The 18,190-nt window shown below is 63.6% G+C and carries 17 protein-coding genes; 6 read left to right on the top strand and 11 right to left on the bottom strand.

Features of this window, described 5'->3' with window-relative positions; translation table 11 throughout:
• Positions 1 to 20: 20 nt before the first annotated feature.
• The 6 genes from U5782_RS39095 to U5782_RS39120 form a co-directional block, all read right to left on the bottom strand.
• The gene (locus U5782_RS39095) at positions 21 to 1,100 is read right to left on the bottom strand and encodes a sn-glycerol-3-phosphate ABC transporter ATP-binding protein UgpC (RefSeq protein ID WP_322049211.1); all 1,080 of its coding nucleotides are present in this window, start codon (positions 1,098 to 1,100) and stop codon (positions 21 to 23) included.
• Positions 1,101 to 1,118: 18 nt separating this feature from the next.
• Positions 1,119 to 1,940, bottom strand: a complete 822-nt coding sequence (locus U5782_RS39100; RefSeq protein WP_322049212.1) for a carbohydrate ABC transporter permease — start codon at positions 1,938 to 1,940, stop codon at positions 1,119 to 1,121.
• Position 1,941: 1 nt separating this feature from the next.
• Positions 1,942 to 2,880 carry a sugar ABC transporter permease gene (locus U5782_RS39105; RefSeq protein WP_322049213.1) on the bottom strand — a complete coding sequence of 313 codons (939 nt, stop codon included), beginning with the start codon at positions 2,878 to 2,880 and terminating at the stop codon, positions 1,942 to 1,944.
• An 87-nt stretch (positions 2,881 to 2,967) separates the two neighbouring features.
• Entirely contained in the window at positions 2,968 to 4,179 is a 1,212-nt protein-coding gene (locus tag U5782_RS39110) for a sugar ABC transporter substrate-binding protein (RefSeq protein WP_322049214.1), read from the bottom strand.
• A gap of 218 nt (positions 4,180 to 4,397) precedes the next feature.
• Positions 4,398 to 5,444 carry a substrate-binding domain-containing protein gene (locus U5782_RS39115; protein WP_322049215.1) on the bottom strand — a complete coding sequence of 349 codons (1,047 nt, stop codon included), beginning with the start codon at positions 5,442 to 5,444 and terminating at the stop codon, positions 4,398 to 4,400.
• Between the two features lie 112 nt (positions 5,445 to 5,556).
• Positions 5,557 to 5,949, bottom strand: a complete 393-nt coding sequence (locus U5782_RS39120; protein WP_322049216.1) for a hypothetical protein — start codon at positions 5,947 to 5,949, stop codon at positions 5,557 to 5,559.
• Between the two features lie 203 nt (positions 5,950 to 6,152).
• On the opposite strand from U5782_RS39120, the gene U5782_RS39125 reads away from it, so the two are divergent.
• From U5782_RS39125 to U5782_RS39140, 4 genes are all read left to right on the top strand, one after another.
• Positions 6,153 to 7,703, top strand: coding sequence for a methyl-accepting chemotaxis protein (locus U5782_RS39125; protein ID WP_322049217.1), 1,551 nt, complete (start codon positions 6,153 to 6,155; stop codon positions 7,701 to 7,703).
• A gap of 187 nt (positions 7,704 to 7,890) precedes the next feature.
• On the top strand, positions 7,891 to 8,235 hold the full coding sequence (locus U5782_RS39130; protein WP_322049218.1) for a DUF4148 domain-containing protein: 345 nt from the start codon (positions 7,891 to 7,893) through the stop codon (positions 8,233 to 8,235).
• A gap of 414 nt (positions 8,236 to 8,649) precedes the next feature.
• Positions 8,650 to 8,778: a hypothetical protein gene (locus U5782_RS39135; protein ID WP_322049219.1), complete on the top strand. Its 129-nt coding sequence runs from the start codon at positions 8,650 to 8,652 to the stop codon at positions 8,776 to 8,778.
• 264 nt (positions 8,779 to 9,042) lie between these two features.
• Positions 9,043 to 10,278 carry a GGDEF domain-containing protein gene (locus U5782_RS39140; RefSeq protein WP_322049220.1) on the top strand — a complete coding sequence of 412 codons (1,236 nt, stop codon included), beginning with the start codon at positions 9,043 to 9,045 and terminating at the stop codon, positions 10,276 to 10,278.
• A gap of 23 nt (positions 10,279 to 10,301) precedes the next feature.
• Here U5782_RS39140 and U5782_RS39145 read toward each other — a convergent pair whose 3' ends face one another.
• Complete coding sequence (locus U5782_RS39145) at positions 10,302 to 10,568, bottom strand: hypothetical protein (protein WP_322049221.1); 267 nt, start codon at positions 10,566 to 10,568, stop codon at positions 10,302 to 10,304.
• Between the two features lie 142 nt (positions 10,569 to 10,710).
• Positions 10,711 to 11,238: an outer membrane beta-barrel protein gene (locus tag U5782_RS39150; protein ID WP_322049249.1), complete on the bottom strand. Its 528-nt coding sequence runs from the start codon at positions 11,236 to 11,238 to the stop codon at positions 10,711 to 10,713.
• Between the two features lie 387 nt (positions 11,239 to 11,625).
• On the opposite strand from U5782_RS39150, the gene U5782_RS39155 reads away from it, so the two are divergent.
• Both U5782_RS39155 and U5782_RS39160 read left to right on the top strand, forming a co-directional pair.
• Entirely contained in the window at positions 11,626 to 13,344 is a 1,719-nt protein-coding gene (locus tag U5782_RS39155; RefSeq protein WP_322049222.1) for a site-specific integrase, read from the top strand.
• A gap of 224 nt (positions 13,345 to 13,568) precedes the next feature.
• On the top strand, positions 13,569 to 13,952 hold the full coding sequence (locus tag U5782_RS39160) for a hypothetical protein (protein WP_322049223.1): 384 nt from the start codon (positions 13,569 to 13,571) through the stop codon (positions 13,950 to 13,952).
• 126 nt (positions 13,953 to 14,078) lie between these two features.
• Here the strand turns inward: U5782_RS39160 and U5782_RS39165 are convergent, their stop codons facing one another.
• The 3 genes from U5782_RS39165 to U5782_RS39175 form a co-directional block, all read right to left on the bottom strand.
• The gene (locus U5782_RS39165) at positions 14,079 to 15,494 is read right to left on the bottom strand and encodes an MFS transporter (protein WP_322049224.1); all 1,416 of its coding nucleotides are present in this window, start codon (positions 15,492 to 15,494) and stop codon (positions 14,079 to 14,081) included.
• A gap of 116 nt (positions 15,495 to 15,610) precedes the next feature.
• Positions 15,611 to 16,591, bottom strand: a complete 981-nt coding sequence (locus U5782_RS39170; protein WP_322049225.1) for a PDR/VanB family oxidoreductase — start codon at positions 16,589 to 16,591, stop codon at positions 15,611 to 15,613.
• 7 nt (positions 16,592 to 16,598) lie between these two features.
• Positions 16,599 to 17,921: an aromatic ring-hydroxylating dioxygenase subunit alpha gene (locus U5782_RS39175; RefSeq protein ID WP_322049226.1), complete on the bottom strand. Its 1,323-nt coding sequence runs from the start codon at positions 17,919 to 17,921 to the stop codon at positions 16,599 to 16,601.
• Between the last annotated feature and the right edge of the window lie 269 nt (positions 17,922 to 18,190).

Genomic DNA, 18,190 nt, shown 5'->3' on the forward strand with positions numbered 1-18,190 from the left:
TTTTGGAGGCGAAACACGTTCTATAGCGCTCGTTCAGTCTTCATGTCGAACACGTGGATATGCTCGCTCGCGATTTCGAGGCTCATCGCTTCGCCGCTGTGCAGGCTGCAAACCGTCGATTGCGCCACCATGACGGGCGCGGCCACACCGTCGAGCTTCACCGCGATAAAGTTCATCGAACCCGTGGATTCGACGGTGTCGATCGCGCCGCGCATGCCGTGGGCGTCGCGATGCAATCGCAGATGCTCGGGACGCAAGCCGATCCAGACTTGCGCGCCAACCGGCAGCGTGCGGCCCAGATCCAGCGTCTGCGTGTTTGCGCCATCCGCGCCGCCAAAACGTGCGCTACATCCATCCGCTCCGATCACAGCTTCGACGAAATTCATCGCGGGCGAACCGATGAAGCCTGCAACAAAACGGTTAGCCGGCCGGTGATACAGCGTGAGCGGCGCGCCCTGCTGCTCCACTTGCCCGGCTCGCAGCACGACCACATGATCGGCCATCGTCATCGCCTCGATCTGGTCATGCGTGACATACACCGAAGTCGCGCCAAGGCGTTGATGCAGCTTGCGGATTTCCGTGCGCATATGCACACGCAGGGCGGCATCGAGATTGGACAACGGCTCGTCGAACAGAAACACCTTGGGATTGCGCACGATCGCGCGCCCCATCGCCACGCGCTGGCGCTGTCCGCCGGAAAGCTGGCGCGGCATGCGCGCGAGCAGCGGTTCGAGCCCGAGGGTTCGCGCCACGCCGTCGATGCTCGCGCGAATCGCCTGTGGCGCTGCGCGGCGCAGGCGCAACGAGTACGACATGTTCTTCTCGATGTTCATGTGCGGATAGAGCGCGTAACTCTGGAACACCATCGCAACGTCGCGCTTGCGCGGCGGCACGTCGTTGACGATCTGTCCGTCGATACGCAGCGTGCCGCCCGTGATGGGTTCGAGCCCGGCGATGGTGCGCAGCAAGGTGGACTTGCCGCAGCCCGATGGCCCGACCAGCGCGACGAAGCAGCCTTCGGGCACGCTGATGTCGATGTCCTTCAAGATCTGCACGGCGCCGTAGCTCTTGCTCAGGCGCTCGATCTGTATGCGATCCACAACGATTCTCCGTATGCGTTACTTGAGCGCGCCGGCGGTGAGTCCGGCGACGATCCTGCGTTGCAGCAGCATGAAGGCCACGAGGATGGGTGTGACGAAAATGGCCGAGTAAGTCATGATGCCGATCCAGTCGACCCTGGTCGCGCCGACGAAGGCGGAAAGGCCCACCGTAGCGGTCTGATAGCGGTCGTCGAGAATCAGCGAGCGGGCGTACACGTACTCGCCGAACGATTGCAGGAACACCAGGATCGCCGAAACGAGAATGCCGTTGACCGCGAGCGGCAGGATCACGCCGAAGAACGCGCGGGCGGGCGATGCGCCGTCCACGAGCGCCGCGTCGCGCAACTCGCGCGGCACCTGCACGAAGCTCGGGCGGCATAGCACGATATAGAACGGCAGCGTCTTGGTGATCTGCGCGAGCACCACGGCAAGGCGCGGCGAGTCGAGCAGGCCGAGGCTCTTGAAGGCCGTGAAAATCGGCGTGACCATCAGGCTCGAAGGCAAGGCTTGCAACACCAGCACCGCGAAGATCGCGAAACTGGTCCAGCGGTTCTGCACGAAGGCGAGCGCGTAAGCCGCGCCCGTGCCGACGAACACGGTCACCGCCACGGTGCCGCAGGCGGTCACGAACGAGTTCCAGAGGAAGTTGCCCATGCCGCTTTCGCTAAACACCTGCCACAAGTGCGATTGCAGATGCTGCGGCCAGAACGTGGGCGGGTACTGGAACATCTCACTCGCGCTCTTGAACGCGGTGATGTACATCCAGTACAGCGGGAACAGATAGACCACCGTGACACACAGGGCGATGACGAATAGCAGCCAGCGCAGGGGCTTTTTCATCTCAAGCCATCCTTTCGTTGCGCGTTGAACGCACGTAGATCACCGCAACGATCAGCACGAGCACCAGCATCACCGTAGCCACCGCCGAGCCGGCCGACACCTCGAAGGTCTGCAACGAAAGCTGCCACGACCAGTACTGCGCGACCAGCGACGAATTGGCGGGACCGCCCTGCGTGAGCGCCGCGATCAGATCGAACTGCTGCATCGTCATGATCGCGCCCAGCGCGATCACCGCGCCGAGCGGCGCCTTCATCATCGGCAAGGTGATGCCGATAAAGCGTTGCAGCGCGTTCGCGCCATCGAGTTCGGCCGCTTCGTACAGGTCCGCCGGAATGGCTGCGAGGCCCACGGACAGCAGCAGCATGTTGAACGGCACGCCCAGCCAGACGTTGGCAGCGATCACGGCATAGAGCGACCAGTGCGGATCGGAAAGCCAGAAGATCTTCTCGTGCAGCACGTGCAATTGCAGCAGCACGTGGTTGAGCACGCCGTAGTCGCCTGCGAAGATCAGCTTCCAGATCACGCCCACCACCAGCCCCGGCATGATCCAGCCCGCGAGGAACAGGCCGCGCATGAGGCTCGCGAACGGAAAATCCTGCGCGAACAGCAGCGCCAGCAGAAAGCCGATCACGACCTGAAACGCGAGTGAAAGGCCGACAAACAGCACCGTGTTCACGATCACCTGATGCATTTCCGGGCGACTGAACACATCGCGGTAATTCGCGAGCCCGGCGAATGGGCGCAGCAGCGTGGCAGGCGCCATCAGGTCGACCTGCTGAAACGACAGCACGATGTTGTAGACGAGCGGCAGACCGGCAAACACCAGCAGATACAGCAGCGCGAACACCGCCAGCGAGAGCTCGAAGGCATGGGCACGCGGAAAGCGGCGCAGCAACCCCAAAGCCGGGTCATGCGGCGCACGGCGCAAGAGTGTGTTCATGACGTTTTTCGCACCAGGGCGGAACGGCGACCGAAGGGCGTGCTACATCCTCCGGTCGCGTGCCTTCGGCCCATTATTTCGGATAACTTACTTGATCGAGGCCTGCACAGTCTGCGCGTTCGCGGCCATCGCCTCTTGCGGCGTCGCCTGGTGCGTCAACACCGACTGGACCGCATTGGAAATCGACTTCGAGACTTTCGGCCACTGCGGATTCGGGCCGCGCGGACGCGCGTACTGCATCTGCTCGTTGAAGACCTGATACGCCTGCGGCCATTTCGGGCTGGGCGTGCTGGTGTCCTTCGAAGGCGGCAGCATGCCGAACTCGTTCCAGTTGCGGGCGCGCTGCGCGTACATGTACTCGATGAACTGGAAGGCCGTGTCCGGGTCTTTCGCGCCGCGCAGGATCGCGTGATTCTGCTCGCCAAGCGCCGATGCGCGCGGACCACCCGCCTTCTCGGCCGGCAGGAGCGCCACGCCCCATTTGAACTTCGCGCCGTGGTCGACCGCGCCGAGTTCCCATGGACCGTCGATGGCCATTGCGGCATTGCCGTTGATGAACGTGGCCGCCGCTTCCGACTGGCTATGCGTGAGCGTGTCGGGCGACGCCACCTTGCTGTCCAGCAGCTTCTGCCAGAACGCCGCCGCGCGCACCGCGCCCGGATCGCTCATGCGATCCCAGTCGGCGCCCGCCGCCTGCACGAACGGCAAGAACTGGAACACGCCCTCTTCCGTATTGATGGCGGAAAACGCGAGACCGTAGACGCCCTTCTTCGCGTCGGTCAGCTTCTGGGCGTCGGTATAGAGTTCGTCCCAGCTTTGCGGCGCATGTTCCGGATCGAGTCCGGCGGCCTTGAACAGGTCCTTGTTGTAGTACAGCGCCAGCGTGTTCGTGCCGCGCGGGATGGCGTACACCTTGCCGCTCCAGGTGGCGTTCTTCAGCGGGCCGGGAAAGATCTGCTTCGCGTCGATGACCTTCGATTTCGCGAGGTACGGCCCGAGATCGAGCAGCGCATTCTTCGAGGCGAACATCGCCGTATTCGGGTTGTCGACCGGCACGACGTCCGGCATGTTGCCGGACATGACGGCGCGCATCGTTTCGTCGTTGAGCGCGGCGAACCCTACCTTGCGGATCTGCACGTGGACGTCGGGGTGCAGTTTCGCGAATTCCTGCGCCATCTTCGCGGTGTAGTTATCGGGCTCGTCCACGGCCCAGACCGACAGTGACGCCGCGAGCAGCGGCGTACAGGAAAGCGAGAATGCCAGACCCATCGCCGCGGACGCGGCAAGTAGCTTCTTCATGCTGTCTCCGTTTTCGCGCGTGAGGATCGCGCTGTCTTTGCGGCTTCCTGATGCGGCGCACCGAGGCAACCCTGTTTTCCGGAAACGTTTCCGGAAAACAGGCCAATAGTTGCGTCTGGGCCAGACGCTGTCAAGCCGGCTGCGAAAATCGCAATGGCGATTCGCGGAAACCACAATGTCGATGGCGCGCTGCCGAATGGCTTCGCGCGGCGTGACGGCTAGCGCTGGGCGGCCGTCGTTGAAGGGGCGTCGTCGTCGCGATCGCGCAGCGTGAGCGGCCAGAGCAGCGGCTCGCGCGCGGCGCGATACGTTTGTGCAAACTCGGGCATCTGGGCGAGCAAGGCCTGCGCGAGGCGCTCACCCAGGCCATAGGCGTCGAGCGTGAAGCCAGACAGGCGCGGCGCGAGATATTCCGAAATCTCGCCCGCCAGCACGCCGCCCGAGATCGCCAGATCGCGGCCTGGCGTCATGCCCACTTCGTGCAGCTTGCGGTACGCGCCAATCGCCATGCAGTCGCTCTGGAACATGAGCGCATCCGGCGGATCGGCGAGGTCAAGTAGCGCCGCCGTGGCCAGATAGCCGCCGCGCTCGGAAAGCTCGTTGCGCTGCACGAAGCCCTCGGGCACCGCCAGCCCATGTTGCTTCATCGCCCGCTTCCACGCCCGCAGGCAGATATGCGCCTGCATCGCGTCGCCGCCGGGAATGGCGAGCGCGATGCGCCGATGCCCGCGCGCCACGAACTGCGTGACACAGGCCGCAACAGCCGCTTCGAAGTCGAGATCGACCCACGCATGCTCGCCGCCCGACTCGCTGCGGCCCAACGCGACAAACGGAAACTGGCGGCTTGCGACATAGTCGAGCCGCTCATCGTGCCGCCGCGTACCGGCGAGTATCACGCCGTCGACGTGGCGGCGATCGACGATACGACGCAGCCGCGCGAACTCGTCGTCCCAGGATGCGCTGGAGTACATCACGAGGTCCATGCCGTGCCGCGAAAGAACCGACTGAAGACCGTCGGCCAATCTCATGAAAATACCGTGCGTATAGGTCTCTTCGTCGCGACGCACCGGCAGCATCAGCCCGACGATATCGAGCCGCCCTTTGCGCAGACTCGCGGCGGACCGGCTCGGCGCATAGCTATGCGCGAGCGCCGCGGCCCGCACGCGCTCGCGCGTGTCGGCGCTCACCTCGTCGCTGTCGTTCAAGGCGCGCGACACGGTCGAAACGGATAGCTTCAGTTCCTTGGCGAGTTCCCGAATGCCCATGCGCTGGTCTGGTCGTAGATGGAATCAGTCCGGGCTGGCCCGGTGCAAAACAGCAAAACGATAAGTGAGCGATGGATCGCTGTCGAGCCGCAATTCAGGTGCCTGGCCGCACTCAAAGCGGTGCGTCGTCGATCAGGTTCGCCTTCAACGCGCGGATACGTTGATCGACAAAGTAGCCGCCGCCTTCGGTATAGCGCAGGTAGAGCCGTCCGCACGACGAGCACGCCCACACGCCGCAGCGGTTATACGGAAAGTGCCTGGGGGAAATCGGCGCCTGCTCCGACCAGTAGCCGATGCCATCGGGCAGATGTTCGGCGAAGGTCGGCTCCGCTTCGTCTTCGCGCATGAGCGTGCCGACCTGTTCCAGTTGCCGCTCATCGAGCGAAAGCGGCTGCGATTGCCAGCCGTCCAGCGGCGTTTTCGTGCAGGCGCACGGTGGCGCATCGATTCGCTCCGCGCGTTGGGCGAGTTCGGTTAGCGCGGCGGCGTCGAGATATCGGGTCATGGCGTGGGGATGATCTGCGGTTGGGCGTGGAGGCGCGGAAACTTGAGCGCGCATCTTAACCCGCCTGATTTTCAAACTCCCGACCATCGTGGGATTCCCTATTTTTAAACCGCTTGTCCAGCGACCTATGTTGGTATACCGTATTATCCTGACATTTTCCGTGGACAACCACGCGCCGTTTTCCCTCGATATCCACCTTGAACATGAAGATGCAGAACCTTTCGATCGGCAAGAAGTTGACCACTGCGTTCTGCGTTGTCATCGCCGTTTTTCTCGTGAGTTCGGCCGTGTGCTGGTACGGCCTCAACGCCATCGCCCAGAAGCAGCAGCAAAACGCCGTATCGGTGCAGGCGCAACGACTCGTCAAGGATGCGAGCGCCGATTACCTGAACATCATCTGGGCGCTGCTGGCCTATAACCTCGACGGCCAGCCCGGCCACATGAAGTGGAAAGTCGATCACATCGACGATTTCCGCCAGCGCATGGCGGCCATCAAGGCACTCGATCCGGCCGACACCGCGCGTAATCGAATGGTCGATACGGCCGTTGCGCAATACAACGCCTGGGAATCCACAGTCGTCGATCCGATGCTCGCGATGCGCACGCACGTCAACGATGGCAGCGCCACGATCGCGCAATTGAGCGCGCTGACCGAGGGCTTCGGCAGTTATCTGGGCACGGGCGACATGATTGCCGCCGTCGATGCGCTCGACAAGGCCGAGCGCGAGCACATCGACGCGCGCACCGCCGAACTCGCCACGCTGCAACACACGATCTACACGAGCGTCGCGCTGGCCGCTGCCCTCGCCGTGTTGTGCGCGGGTCTTGCCGGACGCTGGCTCGTGAAGGCGATCCGCGACCCGCTCGCGCGCGCCGTCGAAACCGCGCAGGCCATCGCCGCCGGACGCCTCGACAGCCGTATCGAGCGCGACCGTACCGACGAAACCGGCCGCCTGCTCGCGGCCATGGATGCGATGCAGACGTCGTTGCAAACGATCGTCGGCTCGGTCACGCGCGGCGTGGAGGCGGTCAAGGTGGGGGCCGCACAGATCGCAGCGGGCAACACGGACCTTTCGTCGCGCACGGAGCAACAGGCCGCCGCGCTCGAAGAGACCTCGGCGACCACCCATGAGTTGACCGAAGCCGTGCGCCAGAACGCCGATAACGCGCGCCACGCCTGCGAGGTGATCGTGCGCGCGATGGACGCCGTGAACGCGGGCAATACGACATCGGCGCAAATGATCGAGACCATGAACGAGGCCTCGGGCAGCGCAGAAAAGATCGCGTCGATCACGGCGATCATCGAAGGCATCGCGTTCCAGACCAACATTCTCGCGCTCAATGCGGCAGTCGAAGCCGCGCGCGCGGGCACCGAAGGGCGCGGTTTCGCCGTGGTCGCCTCGGAAGTGCGCTCGCTCGCGCAGCGTTCGTCGACGGCCGCGAAAGAGATCAAGGATCTGATCGAGCATTCGACCACGTCGATCACGGGCGGCGTGACGCGCGCGCACGATGTCGGCGCGACGATGGTGCGTCTGCGCGCCGATATCGCCTCGGCGAAGCAGGTGTTCGAGGCCATCGCGCAGGCCTCGAACGAGCAGAGCCGCGGCCTCGAACAGGTCAATCAGGCGATCGCGCAGATGGATGAGGTCACGCAGCAGAACGCCGCGCTCGTGGAAGAAGCCGCAGCGGCCGCGCATGCGCTAGACGAACAGGCGATGCGTCTGCAAGGGGCGGTGGCGGTGTTTTCAGCGTGATCTGGCGCGGTTTCTGCAACCGCCAGCGCAGCGCCCCGCCGCCGTGCGTGCCAGGATCTTCTCATCTGCGGCAAGAGTACCTTCCCGGAATAGTGGTTAACCCTGGAGATGGAAACTCCTAGACTGTGCTTCATCGGTTGCGGCAAGAGGCCACACCGAACATCAAAGCACAATGGAGGTTGTCATCATGAAGTCCCTTATTCAAGCCGTCGCAGTTGCTGTTGCCCTCGTCGTTCCGGTTGCCTCGTTCGCCCAGTCGAATGCGCCGGTCACCCGCGCGCAGGTTCGCGCCGAACTCGTGCAACTCGAAAAGGCCGGCTACAGCCCGGCGCGCGGCAACGACCCGCATTACCCCGACGACCTGCTTGCCGCTGAAGCCAAGGTTGCCGCACAAAACAGCGCAGTGGGCGGCGTCGCGGATGGTTCGAGCGCATCGGGTGGCCGCGTTGCCGCTCCGGTTGCAGCCGTCGCCGCTACCGCCGCAGCCCGCCCTGCCTATGACGGCATGAAGCCGGTTTATTTCGGTCAGTAATTTGGCCCGGGCCCACGGCCAAGGGCAGCGCCGCAGACACGCACCGCCTGCCTGAATCAAGGGCTCGCTCCGGGGTTAAACCCGCAGCGAGCCCGTTTTGCTGCTGGAAACGGCCCGAACCCGCTGGAATTCGTTGAAACCTCCACCACGGGGGCACCCCGTCCCCGCTGGTTTCGCCCAGACCTCAAAGGTCTGGGTCTTTTTCACGGTCGCCGTGGCTAGAGCGCAATCAATCCAGGACGCTCCGGATTATTTAGTTCGGAGTCCGTTTGGTTGCGCAGATAGCCCCATGCGCGCTATCGACAAGCTTATGTAAGGGACCGATCCGCCGGGTGCTGATAAACTGGCGACCACATCGGCAGAAAGAACGCGCTAAAGCACAAAGCCGATGGTCGATTGAAACTCGGGGTTTATATGTACATTCGCACTCTGGCGATACTCATGGTCGCCGCCATCACGATTGGCCTGTCGGGCTGTAACACGGTTGCCGGCTTCGGTCAGGACATCACCGACTCGGCCCGCACGGTGCAACGCGCGCTTTAAGCGCCTTCGCGCGCGCCGCCGCAGGATTCGCGCCAAGCTTCTGCACGGCGCGCTCACGTCACCTTGTCTGGCTGGATTGCCTGTTCGCCTCGCCATGCTGCGCGCGGCGATTTCCCTATTCCCTCGCCGCCCTCCAGCGCATCACCTGCCGATCTCTCCAGATTCTTACCGCTTGTTGCAAAAGCGGCCCACCGCGTACGATAGCGAAGATCACGGGATTCCGCTGCGGTATTCTGACGACCAGCGTACAAGACGGTAAATGGAATGGAGCATTCCGCTGCTATTCACGAGGACCAGATAGCTCGCCTGGACATATTGGCCGAGTCTGAGCTACGCCATTCCGGATTTCGCCTGGCGTTTCCTCAGGCGCTGGAAACCCGATACTGGCGCGACATCGCCGCCGAACGGTTGCAGGAGCTTCGCTTCATTGGCCTGTGCGGCGTCACAGGGTATTTCATTTTCGGCATCTTGCTGAACCTGATCGTTATTCTGAATCCCGACTGGAAGAGCGTCGCGATCCAGTTAGTGGGTTCCAGTCTCACCGTCTTCGCCATCATCCAGCTTGGGCTACGCGAGAAAGTCGCCACGGCCACACGCGAAATCGCACTCCTCGCCTGCTGCCTGATTTGCAGCCTCGCGGCAATACTGGTTGTCGCGGCCAAGCCGACGCCCGCCAATTTGCGCGATTTCCTGCTGGCGATTCCACCGGCCAGTTTTGTCCTGATCTTCGTGCGGCTACGCTTTCACCAGGCAGTGGCGTTCTTTCTGGCGAACCTCAGCGTTTATGCATTGGTCCTGCTCGACCGGCCGGAAATCAATCACAGCGACGCCATGTTCCTGATCGGTTTCATGACGACCCTGCTGTCTCCCGCGTTGATCGGATCGCATGCATTCGAGCGCGCCTTGCGCCGGCTTTATCTGCACCGACTGCTCGACCGTTTGCGCAACGAAAAACTCGCGGCACAGAATGCCGCTCTCACCGACCTGTCGTATACCGATCCGCTGACCAGCATCGCCAATCGTCGGCGGCTCGACGAAGCGCTCGCCGAACTCATCGCGGCACCCGCCTCGACGGGCGCCTTGTTGCTGATCGATATCGACAGGTTCAAGGCATTCAACGACCGCTACGGTCATCTTGCAGGCGACGCCTGTTTGTGCCACGTGGCGCAATGCCTGTCGTCGCATTTACGCAGTTTCGACCTGCTTGCGCGCTTCGGCGGCGAAGAGTTCGCCGTGCTGTTGCCGGAAACGATGCTCGACGAAGCGGCGCGCACTGCGCAAAGGCTGCGTGAAGCCGTGCAGAATCTGCGCTTCGAGGTACAGGACCAGCAGGTGAGCGTCACCATCAGCATCGGTATTGCCGCGCGCGAGGGGCTGAAGACGCCCGAAGCACTGATAGGCGCTGCCGATACGGCGCTCTATGCCGCCAAGCATGCTGGGCGCAACCGGGTGCAAGTCGCCGCTACCGAACCGCAGGCGTGGAAGCGGATGGCTGTTTGAGAGGCCATCGCGCTGATAAAAACTTAACCGTTCGCAGACGCAGAACCTCGCTTGCGTGGCGCGCCCTTTCCACTTTCCACTTTCAACACCCCGGCAGCGCCGCTTTTTTGCGGAGTCCGTTTGGCGACCTGAATACGCCGCCCTTGCGCAAAGGCGTCCCCTTGAGCGGCACGTTCGGCCGCCCACGTGGGATTCACGCGGGCCTCGACCTGGCTGAAAGTAAAAGGAAGATCCTCGCCATCGGGTTGCCAATCGCCGCCGATCACCACGCCGGTGCGCCGATGCTTCATCGTCACCGCGTCGGGTCGCTTTACGAGCGATCGGTGCCGCAAGAGCCAGCGCTTGCGCTCAAATCACGACGAAATGGACTGTTTCAGCCAGGCTTGATTCCTGACGTTGCGCCCGCCCCGCTTCCCAATCGGGGCGCCACCGTCACCTGAAATAGATATTCAGCCCCGCAGAGATGAAGCAATCACCGAGGTTCGGCGCGCCTCCTGTGCTGCCATGCCATTGATAACGGGCGTCCACGCGGAAATCGACGTACTTCGTCAAACGCGTCGTAAAGCCAATACCGCCTCTGAGGAGCAGATCCTCATTCCTGTCCTGATTCGGGAGCGGCCCCTCATGCACACCGCCGATGCCCAATGTGATGTAAGGGGAAAACTTCTCGCTGCGCTTCAGAAAGTACAGTGCGTCGACCACGATGCTCGCCTGGTTGTCCTGCGCCCCATCCTGCGAGCCGAAATCGGCGTATTGCCCGGCCAGTTCGACGTTCCAGCTGTCGTTCAACACCTTGCCTAGCGCTAATCCGCCCGCTACGCCCGTGCTGTGCGCCCGAGCGCTATCGTTGATCGTAAGACTCGCGGTGGGCGCAACATACCAGTCCGTGCCCAAAGTATCCTGCGCATAAACAGGGAGTGCGGTCACAACCGAAGCAAAGCCCACTATAGCCAGACGCATGTATTTCAAATCCGTCTCCTGACAAGGGTGTACTGCGCAGGAGGCGCGGCCGTCCGTCGTGCAAGAACGTTGCGGCAGCAACCTGTTACGCGGTGAGTGGGTGATATCGTGCGACGAATGCCATTTCGCGTATGTGGGTTAAGCCACTTAATTGTCTTACCTGACCTTGCGTGACCGCCACGTCAAAAACTGGCTTGGCCCAGGCGCATCGGAGGCGGAATTTGAGCAAACCGCATGGCATCACGCCCCGGGCGTTGTACAGCCGCGTTGACCATTGGCTTCCTGAGGTGTGGCGCTGAAGTTTTTCCCAAAAAGCGGCACACGATGTGACTATTTAGATAACTATTCTTATCGTAAGACATCGATTTTCTATGTAAACTAGACAGTATGAAAACGCGTCACACCACGGTGCCCGCCCCCGCCCCTTCCGATGCGCCCGGTTTCCCGGATGCCAATGAACTCGCCATGCTGCGCGCGTGGTACGCAGGCGTTGCCGTGCGTCCCGCTGTCGAGCGCTACCTGCCCGCCACGCTGAGCGAAGGAAAATCCGCGCGCGGCGTGCTGGGAGCCATCCGCCGACGCTTGCTGGAACGTGCCCGCGCGGCGCATCGCGACGACCTGGCCGCCGTGCTATCGCACCCTGCCGAAGAACGCGAGCAATACGCGAAGGCCGTTGCCCACGCCATCGACGTCCTGCGCACTGCGCGTCCCCCCGAGCCGCGCATCGCCGACGACATCGCGCAATGGTTTGCACCACGCGCGGTGCGCGTGCTCCAGGCGCACGGCATCACGACGCTTGCCGACCTGACCGTGCGCGTCCCGCGTCGGCGGCAATGGTGGAAAGCCGTGCCGGGACTCGGTGCGGCAAGCGCGCGCGCCATCGAGGCGTTCTTCGCCGCCTGGCCCGCGCTCACGGAAAAGGCGCGGGCGCTCGTCGTCGCCAGCCAGCGCAGCGAAATCGTCCCGTGGGAGTCCATCCGGCTGCCGCACGAGGTCGATGGCTCCGAAGGCACCTTCCGGGCGCCATCCGCCACCTGCTCGCTCGATGCCAATAACGACTACGAGGCCGTGCGTACGTGGCTTTCGTTGCACGAGTCGCCCGCCACGCAACGCACTTACCGCAAGGAAGCCGAGCGCCTGATCCTGTGGGCGATCGTGGAGCGCGGCCGCGCGCTCTCGTCGCTCACGACGGAGGATGCGATCGCCTACCGCGCCTTCCTGCGCCATCCGTCGCCGCACGGACGCTGGGTCGGACCGGTGCGAGCGCGCACCTCGCCGGACTGGCGGCCCTTCAACGGCAGCCTCTCCCCGCGCTCCGTCGCCCATGCGCTGTCGATCCTCGGCGCGCTGTTCCGCTGGCTCATCGAGCAGCGCTACGTGCTGGCCAATCCATTCGCGGGTGTGAAAGTGCGCGAGGCCAATGGCGGCAATGTGCTCGATGTCTCGCATGCCTTTACCGAGGGCGAATGGGCACTCGTGCGCACGCTCGCGGATGGGCTGGAGTGGTCGCACGGCTGGTCCGTCGCGGCCGCGCAGCGCGTGCGCTTCCTGCTGGATTTCGGCTATGCGACCGGGCTGCGCGCAAGCGAACTGGTCGGGGCAACGCTCGGGCAAGTCGAAACCGATCCACGCGGCGACTACTGGTTGCGCGTGACCGGCAAGGGGAAAAAACTGGCGCGTGTGGCATTGCCGCCGCTCGCATGGGATGCGCTCGCGCGCTATCTCGCCGAACGCGGCCTGCCAGTCACGCAATTGCATTGGCGCCCCGAAACGCCGGTCATCGGCAGTCTGGAGGCAGACAGCGCCGGTGCAGCGGGCACAAGCATCAGCAGCGTGCGCCTATGGATGGTGATGCGGCGGTTCTTCCTGCTTGCCGCGGGTGCGATCGAATCGGATCACGCGCCCCTTGCGGAAAAGCTTCGGCGCGCGAGCCCGCACTGGATGCGGCACACGCATGCCACCCATGCGCTTGGGCGCGGCGCGGAACTCACGACCGTGCGCGACAACTTGCGTCATGCATCAGTTTCGACGACGTCGATCTATCTGCACAGCGACGAGGTCAAGCGAGCCCGGCAGATCGGCGATGCGTTTTCCAGCCGCAAATGATGGCGTATGAGATCGTCCATGCCTCGTTGGGCGCGCTGAAACCGCCCTGAAAACGCCGCGCGGCTGCCTCTCGCCTGGCTCAATCCACTCGACCAACACGCCTTATCGGGTCAGAGACCAGGTAGTACTTAAGGGTTTTCCATAGCGTCAGGCACAGCAACATGCCGTTGGTTGGCCGTCGACCGGCGTGCTAGGCTCTCCTTCAAACAACTTCGGAGACTGCTATGCCGTTCATCTGCGAAAACGTTGAATGTCGTGCCGTGCTGGCTCGCGGTCAGGTCAGGTCCCGGCACGAGGACGGAGGGTGGTGCTTTTACTGCCCGGACTGCCAGGCCAGGAACGCGCTGAAAGACGTCAGCATGGCCGGCGGTCCTCTCGAGTTGATTCAGCCAGAAAGCCCCGAGCCGCCCCACAAGGTCATTGCCACGGCCCGCCCATTGGAAGACGGCCGGTACGCAGCGCAATTGCGCGTTCAGCGTGCCCTGCCCACAAAAGGCACGTACGCGGTTGAAGAGCACTGGGATCAGCTCGGTCTTTTCCTCGACGCCCAGGAGGCCGTGGCGCACGCGAAGTCTTTCGCTGCGGACATGCTGGCGCGAAAGGTGTAGTTGCCCGTAGCCCACCGGATTGCCCCCTCCCTGTCAAAGCGCGGATCGTCGCGGTCGTCTGGCGACCGTCGATCCGCGCAACGCCCCGTCCAGGCCGGGGTCACAAAACATGCAACGACCGCGCGCTTATCGCGCGATTTCATCGAGCGTGCGGCCACGCGTCTCCATCGCGAACACGCCGATCACGATTGCACCCAGCAGCGAGACGATCGCAAAGTACGCGAACACCGCCTCCACACGCCACCACGTCAGCAAGGTGCCGATCACAAGCGGCCCGACCACGGACGCAACACGCGTGATCGCCGAAGCCGCGCCCGCGCCGGTTGCGCGTATGCGCGTGGGATACACCTCGGGCGCATAGACGTAGATGCCGCATTGAACGATGGCGATCATCGCCACGCTGATCGACGCGAGCACGAGCACGTGTTCCGCGCTCACGCGCGTGCCGCTTGCCGCCAGCCAGAGCATCGGCAGCGCCGCGCCGAGAAAGGCGAGCGTGAAGGTCTTGCGGCGACCGAGCCAGTCGATCGCAAAGGTTCCTGCGATGGTGCCGATCAGCGTTGCGATCATGCTCACGGTGCCGTAGCGCAGCGCGGTCTGGAGCGGCAGATGGTAGACGGTGCGATAGAGCGACGGCAGCCACACGAGGATGCCGTATGTCGTGAGGCTGCCGCAGCCAGCCATCACCCAGACAACCAGCGTGCGTAGCGCGAAGCCGCGTGCAAACAGCGCGCGAAACGACTCCTTGCGCGGCTCGTGCAAAGCGGTGGTGGCAAGCTCAGGCACGTTAGCCTCGCCCCATTGCGACCCGCCTGCGCTGCGCTCCATCGTCTCGACAATGGCGTGGGCTTCGTCGGCGCGTCCGTTGATCGCGAGCCAGCGCGGCGATTCCGGCGCGGCATACGGCAAGAGTGCCGCCAGCACGATCGGCAAGCCGCCGACGAGGAACATCGCCTGCCAGCCGAAGGCCGGGATCAACCACAGCGCGGTGACGGCGGCCACCAGATTGCCGAGCGCGAAAGTCGATTGCAGCACGAAGATCACGCGTCCGCGAATGCGCGCGGGGCACACTTCGTTCATATAGGTGGCCGACACCGGCGACTCGCCGCCCAGACCTATGCCTTGCAGGAAGCGCAGCGCGATGAACACCGCATACGCGCTCGCATACGCCGACGCCACGCTGCCCAGGGCGAGCACAACGAGCAGCCAGCGCAACACGCGCAACCGGCCGAAACGTTCGGCGGCCGCGCTGAAGAACAAGGCGCCGAGCGTCTGCCCGACATAGCCGCCCGACACCAGCAAGCCTGCTTCGGTGGGCGTGAGATGCCAGAGGCCGATCAGCACCGGCATCACAAAGGCGATCGTGAGCGCGTCGAACGCATCGGTCATATGAACGAAGCCGACGATGCCCAGCACGCGCGCGTGCCAGCGCGTGAACGGCAGTCGCTCGATTCGCGCCGAGATCAGCGCGGCTTCGTGTCGGTCGGCGGCGCGCGCAACGCTGCTCGCCTCGTAGTCTTGCGCCTGGCGGGTCAGTTCCATCGTGTCCTCGAAAGGAAGGCTGTGGGGATGAAGCGTAGGCTTCGCGTGATTTTTAGTTTGGAATGCAAAATATTGATTGAAGAAGTTGGGCCGCCGCGTTGGCGCGGCAGCCCATCTCAGGCGAGATCGAGCACCAGCGTGCCGCTCTTCGCGCCGGACACGCAGATCATCATCGCGTCATTGGCGTCGCGCTCCGATTGCGTGAGCACCTCGTCGCGATGCTCCACACAACCGCCGAGCACGCGTGTCTGGCACGCGCCGCACAGACCTTCTCGGCAGCTATATTCGACGTCGACGCCCGCTTCGATGAGCGTATCGAGCAACGCCTTGCCCGCCGGCACGAACAGCGCGCGACCGCTACGTGCAAGCTCCACCGTGTAGCCCGCGTGCTCGACCGGCGCGGCCGGTGTGCTGGCCGCGAAGCGCTCGATGTGAACGTGACGCACGCCCGCGTTCGCGCACGCCGTCTCGAACGCGGCCAGCATCGCGCCCGGCCCGCAACAGTACGCGTGTACGTCGTGCGGTTGGCGCGCGAGACAGGCCGCCAGATCGAAAGGTCGACCGCCGTTCTCATCGTCGAAATGCAGCACGACATCGCCGCCCAGCGCCGCGAGTTCGTCGAGAAACGCGGCCTGCGCACGGCTGCGCGCGCAATACACGAATTGCACCGCGCGTCCTTGCTCGCGCAGTCGGCGATACATGCAGAGCATGGGCGTCACGCCAATGCCGCCCGCCACCAGCAACGTCGCGGCCGCCGTCTCGTCGAGCGCGAAGTTGTTGCGCGGCGCGCCGATCGTCAGCGCCGCGCCGCAGCGCAACTGCTCGTGCAGCCAGCTCGAGCCGCCCCGGCTATTCGGATCGTTGAGCACGCCGATCACGTAGCGCCCGCTTTCCTCGGGCGCATTGACGAGCGAATAGCTGCGCACGAGGCCATTCGGAAGATGCACATCGAGATGCGCACCCGGCGTGAAGGCCGGAAACATCACGCCGTCCAGCGGCACGAGTTCGATACTCGCGATGCGCTCCGCTTCGTGGCGCAGCGTGCGCACGCGCGCCTGCAAGCGCGTGCCGCCCGACGGGTTGTTAGGCTCGTTCATGCGCGCCTCACGCCGCTTCGCTCTCGGCATCGTCCGTGGGACGCCCGCCGTGTACCGAGAAGAAACGCGCGCCCTCGGTCTTCTGCCCAATCGCCGCCTCATAGGCCGCGCGCACATCGTCAGGCTGGCCATATTGGCCAAAGAAGTCGCGCAGATACGCGCCGAGCAGCGGATGCGCCGCCAATTCATCGAGCGTGAGCCCGTGCATCATCTCGTCGCGGCACGCTGAAGGCAGGAACACGTTGCGATTCGCTTCGGCGTCGGTGATGAGCCCCTTGGGCGTCTTGCCCGCCGCGACCGCTTCGAGTTCCTCGAAAAAGCGCCGGCGCAACATGACGATGCCGCGATCGCTCGCGCCGAGCGTCTCTTTCGTGCGGTCGGTGATGGTGCCCTGCCCGACCCACGCGGCGAAATCCTGGTTCGCCACATGCGTCGTGATCCATTCGCCGTTTTCGTCGCGCAGCGGCCCGTACCATGCCGGAATATGCTCCTGCACGTAGGGCTCGCGCTCCTTCGGCACCTTGTTCAAGACCCACAGGATGCTGAGCGTGTGGTGATCGTCGATAGGCACGCGCCATTCGAAGTGGTGGCCCAGATAGAAGCCGTTCGGCCAGAGCGTCACGCGGCCGGTGGTCCACATCGGATTCTCTTCGCTCTCATGCGCGCGCAGGCGCTTGTAGACGAAGCCAAATTCGAACTCTTCGTAGAGCGTGCGCAGGTGCGTGGGTACGTGTTCGGCGTGGCTGTCCTGCTGACGCCCGGTCCAGTTGTTGTGGGTCCACTCGAAGTGAATCGGGTCGATCGAATTTTCCTGGCACTGGAACCAGTTGCAGGGAATCTCGGCCATCACCACCTGTGCGAAACCATTCGCATAACTGAACGGTTCCCAGTCGGGCAATTCCGGCGCGGGTGCGGGACCCATATAGGCCCACAACATGCCCGCCTTCGCACGCACCGGATAGGCAGTGATTTTCGTCTTCTGACGCAGCCGCGCCTCGACATCGACGATTTCCTCAAAGGGCTGATGCGTGCATTGACCGCTCTTGTCGAATTCCCAGCCGTGATACGCGCAGCGCAGGCCGCACTGCTCGACGAAGCCGAACGCGAGGTCGGCGTTGCGATGCGGGCAGCGGCGCTGCACCAGTCCAAAGTTTCCGCTCAAGTCCTTGTACAGCACCAGATCCTCGCCGAAGAGGCGGATCGGCCGGACGGCCTTGTCATCGAATTCGGCGACGCCCGCGATCGGGTGCCAATAACGGCGCAGATAGTCGCCCATCTGGGTGCCGGGGCCAACCTCGGTCAGCAAGCGGTTTTTTTCATGGCTCAGCATGGTGTGTGTCCTCGCAGTCTGGAAACGCGGCGTCGTGCACGGGCTGCGGCACGGCCGTCGATGGAGCACATTTTTGGCGACGCCTCCCCCGTGCACAACCGCCTCAAAATCCAAAAAAGTCGCCGATCGTCCACGTCGTTCTGCCTGCGCACAGCCCTCGTCTGGCGCCTATGCGGGTTTCAACCGATGCGGTTCGGATCGTTTAGGGCTTGCCGTCAAAATAAACCGGCCTCACAATTTAAGTTCATTTTCGTACGTTGTGTTCATTT

It is taken from the genome of Paraburkholderia sp. J67 (assembly GCF_905220265.1).
GTDB lineage: Bacteria > Pseudomonadota > Gammaproteobacteria > Burkholderiales > Burkholderiaceae > Paraburkholderia.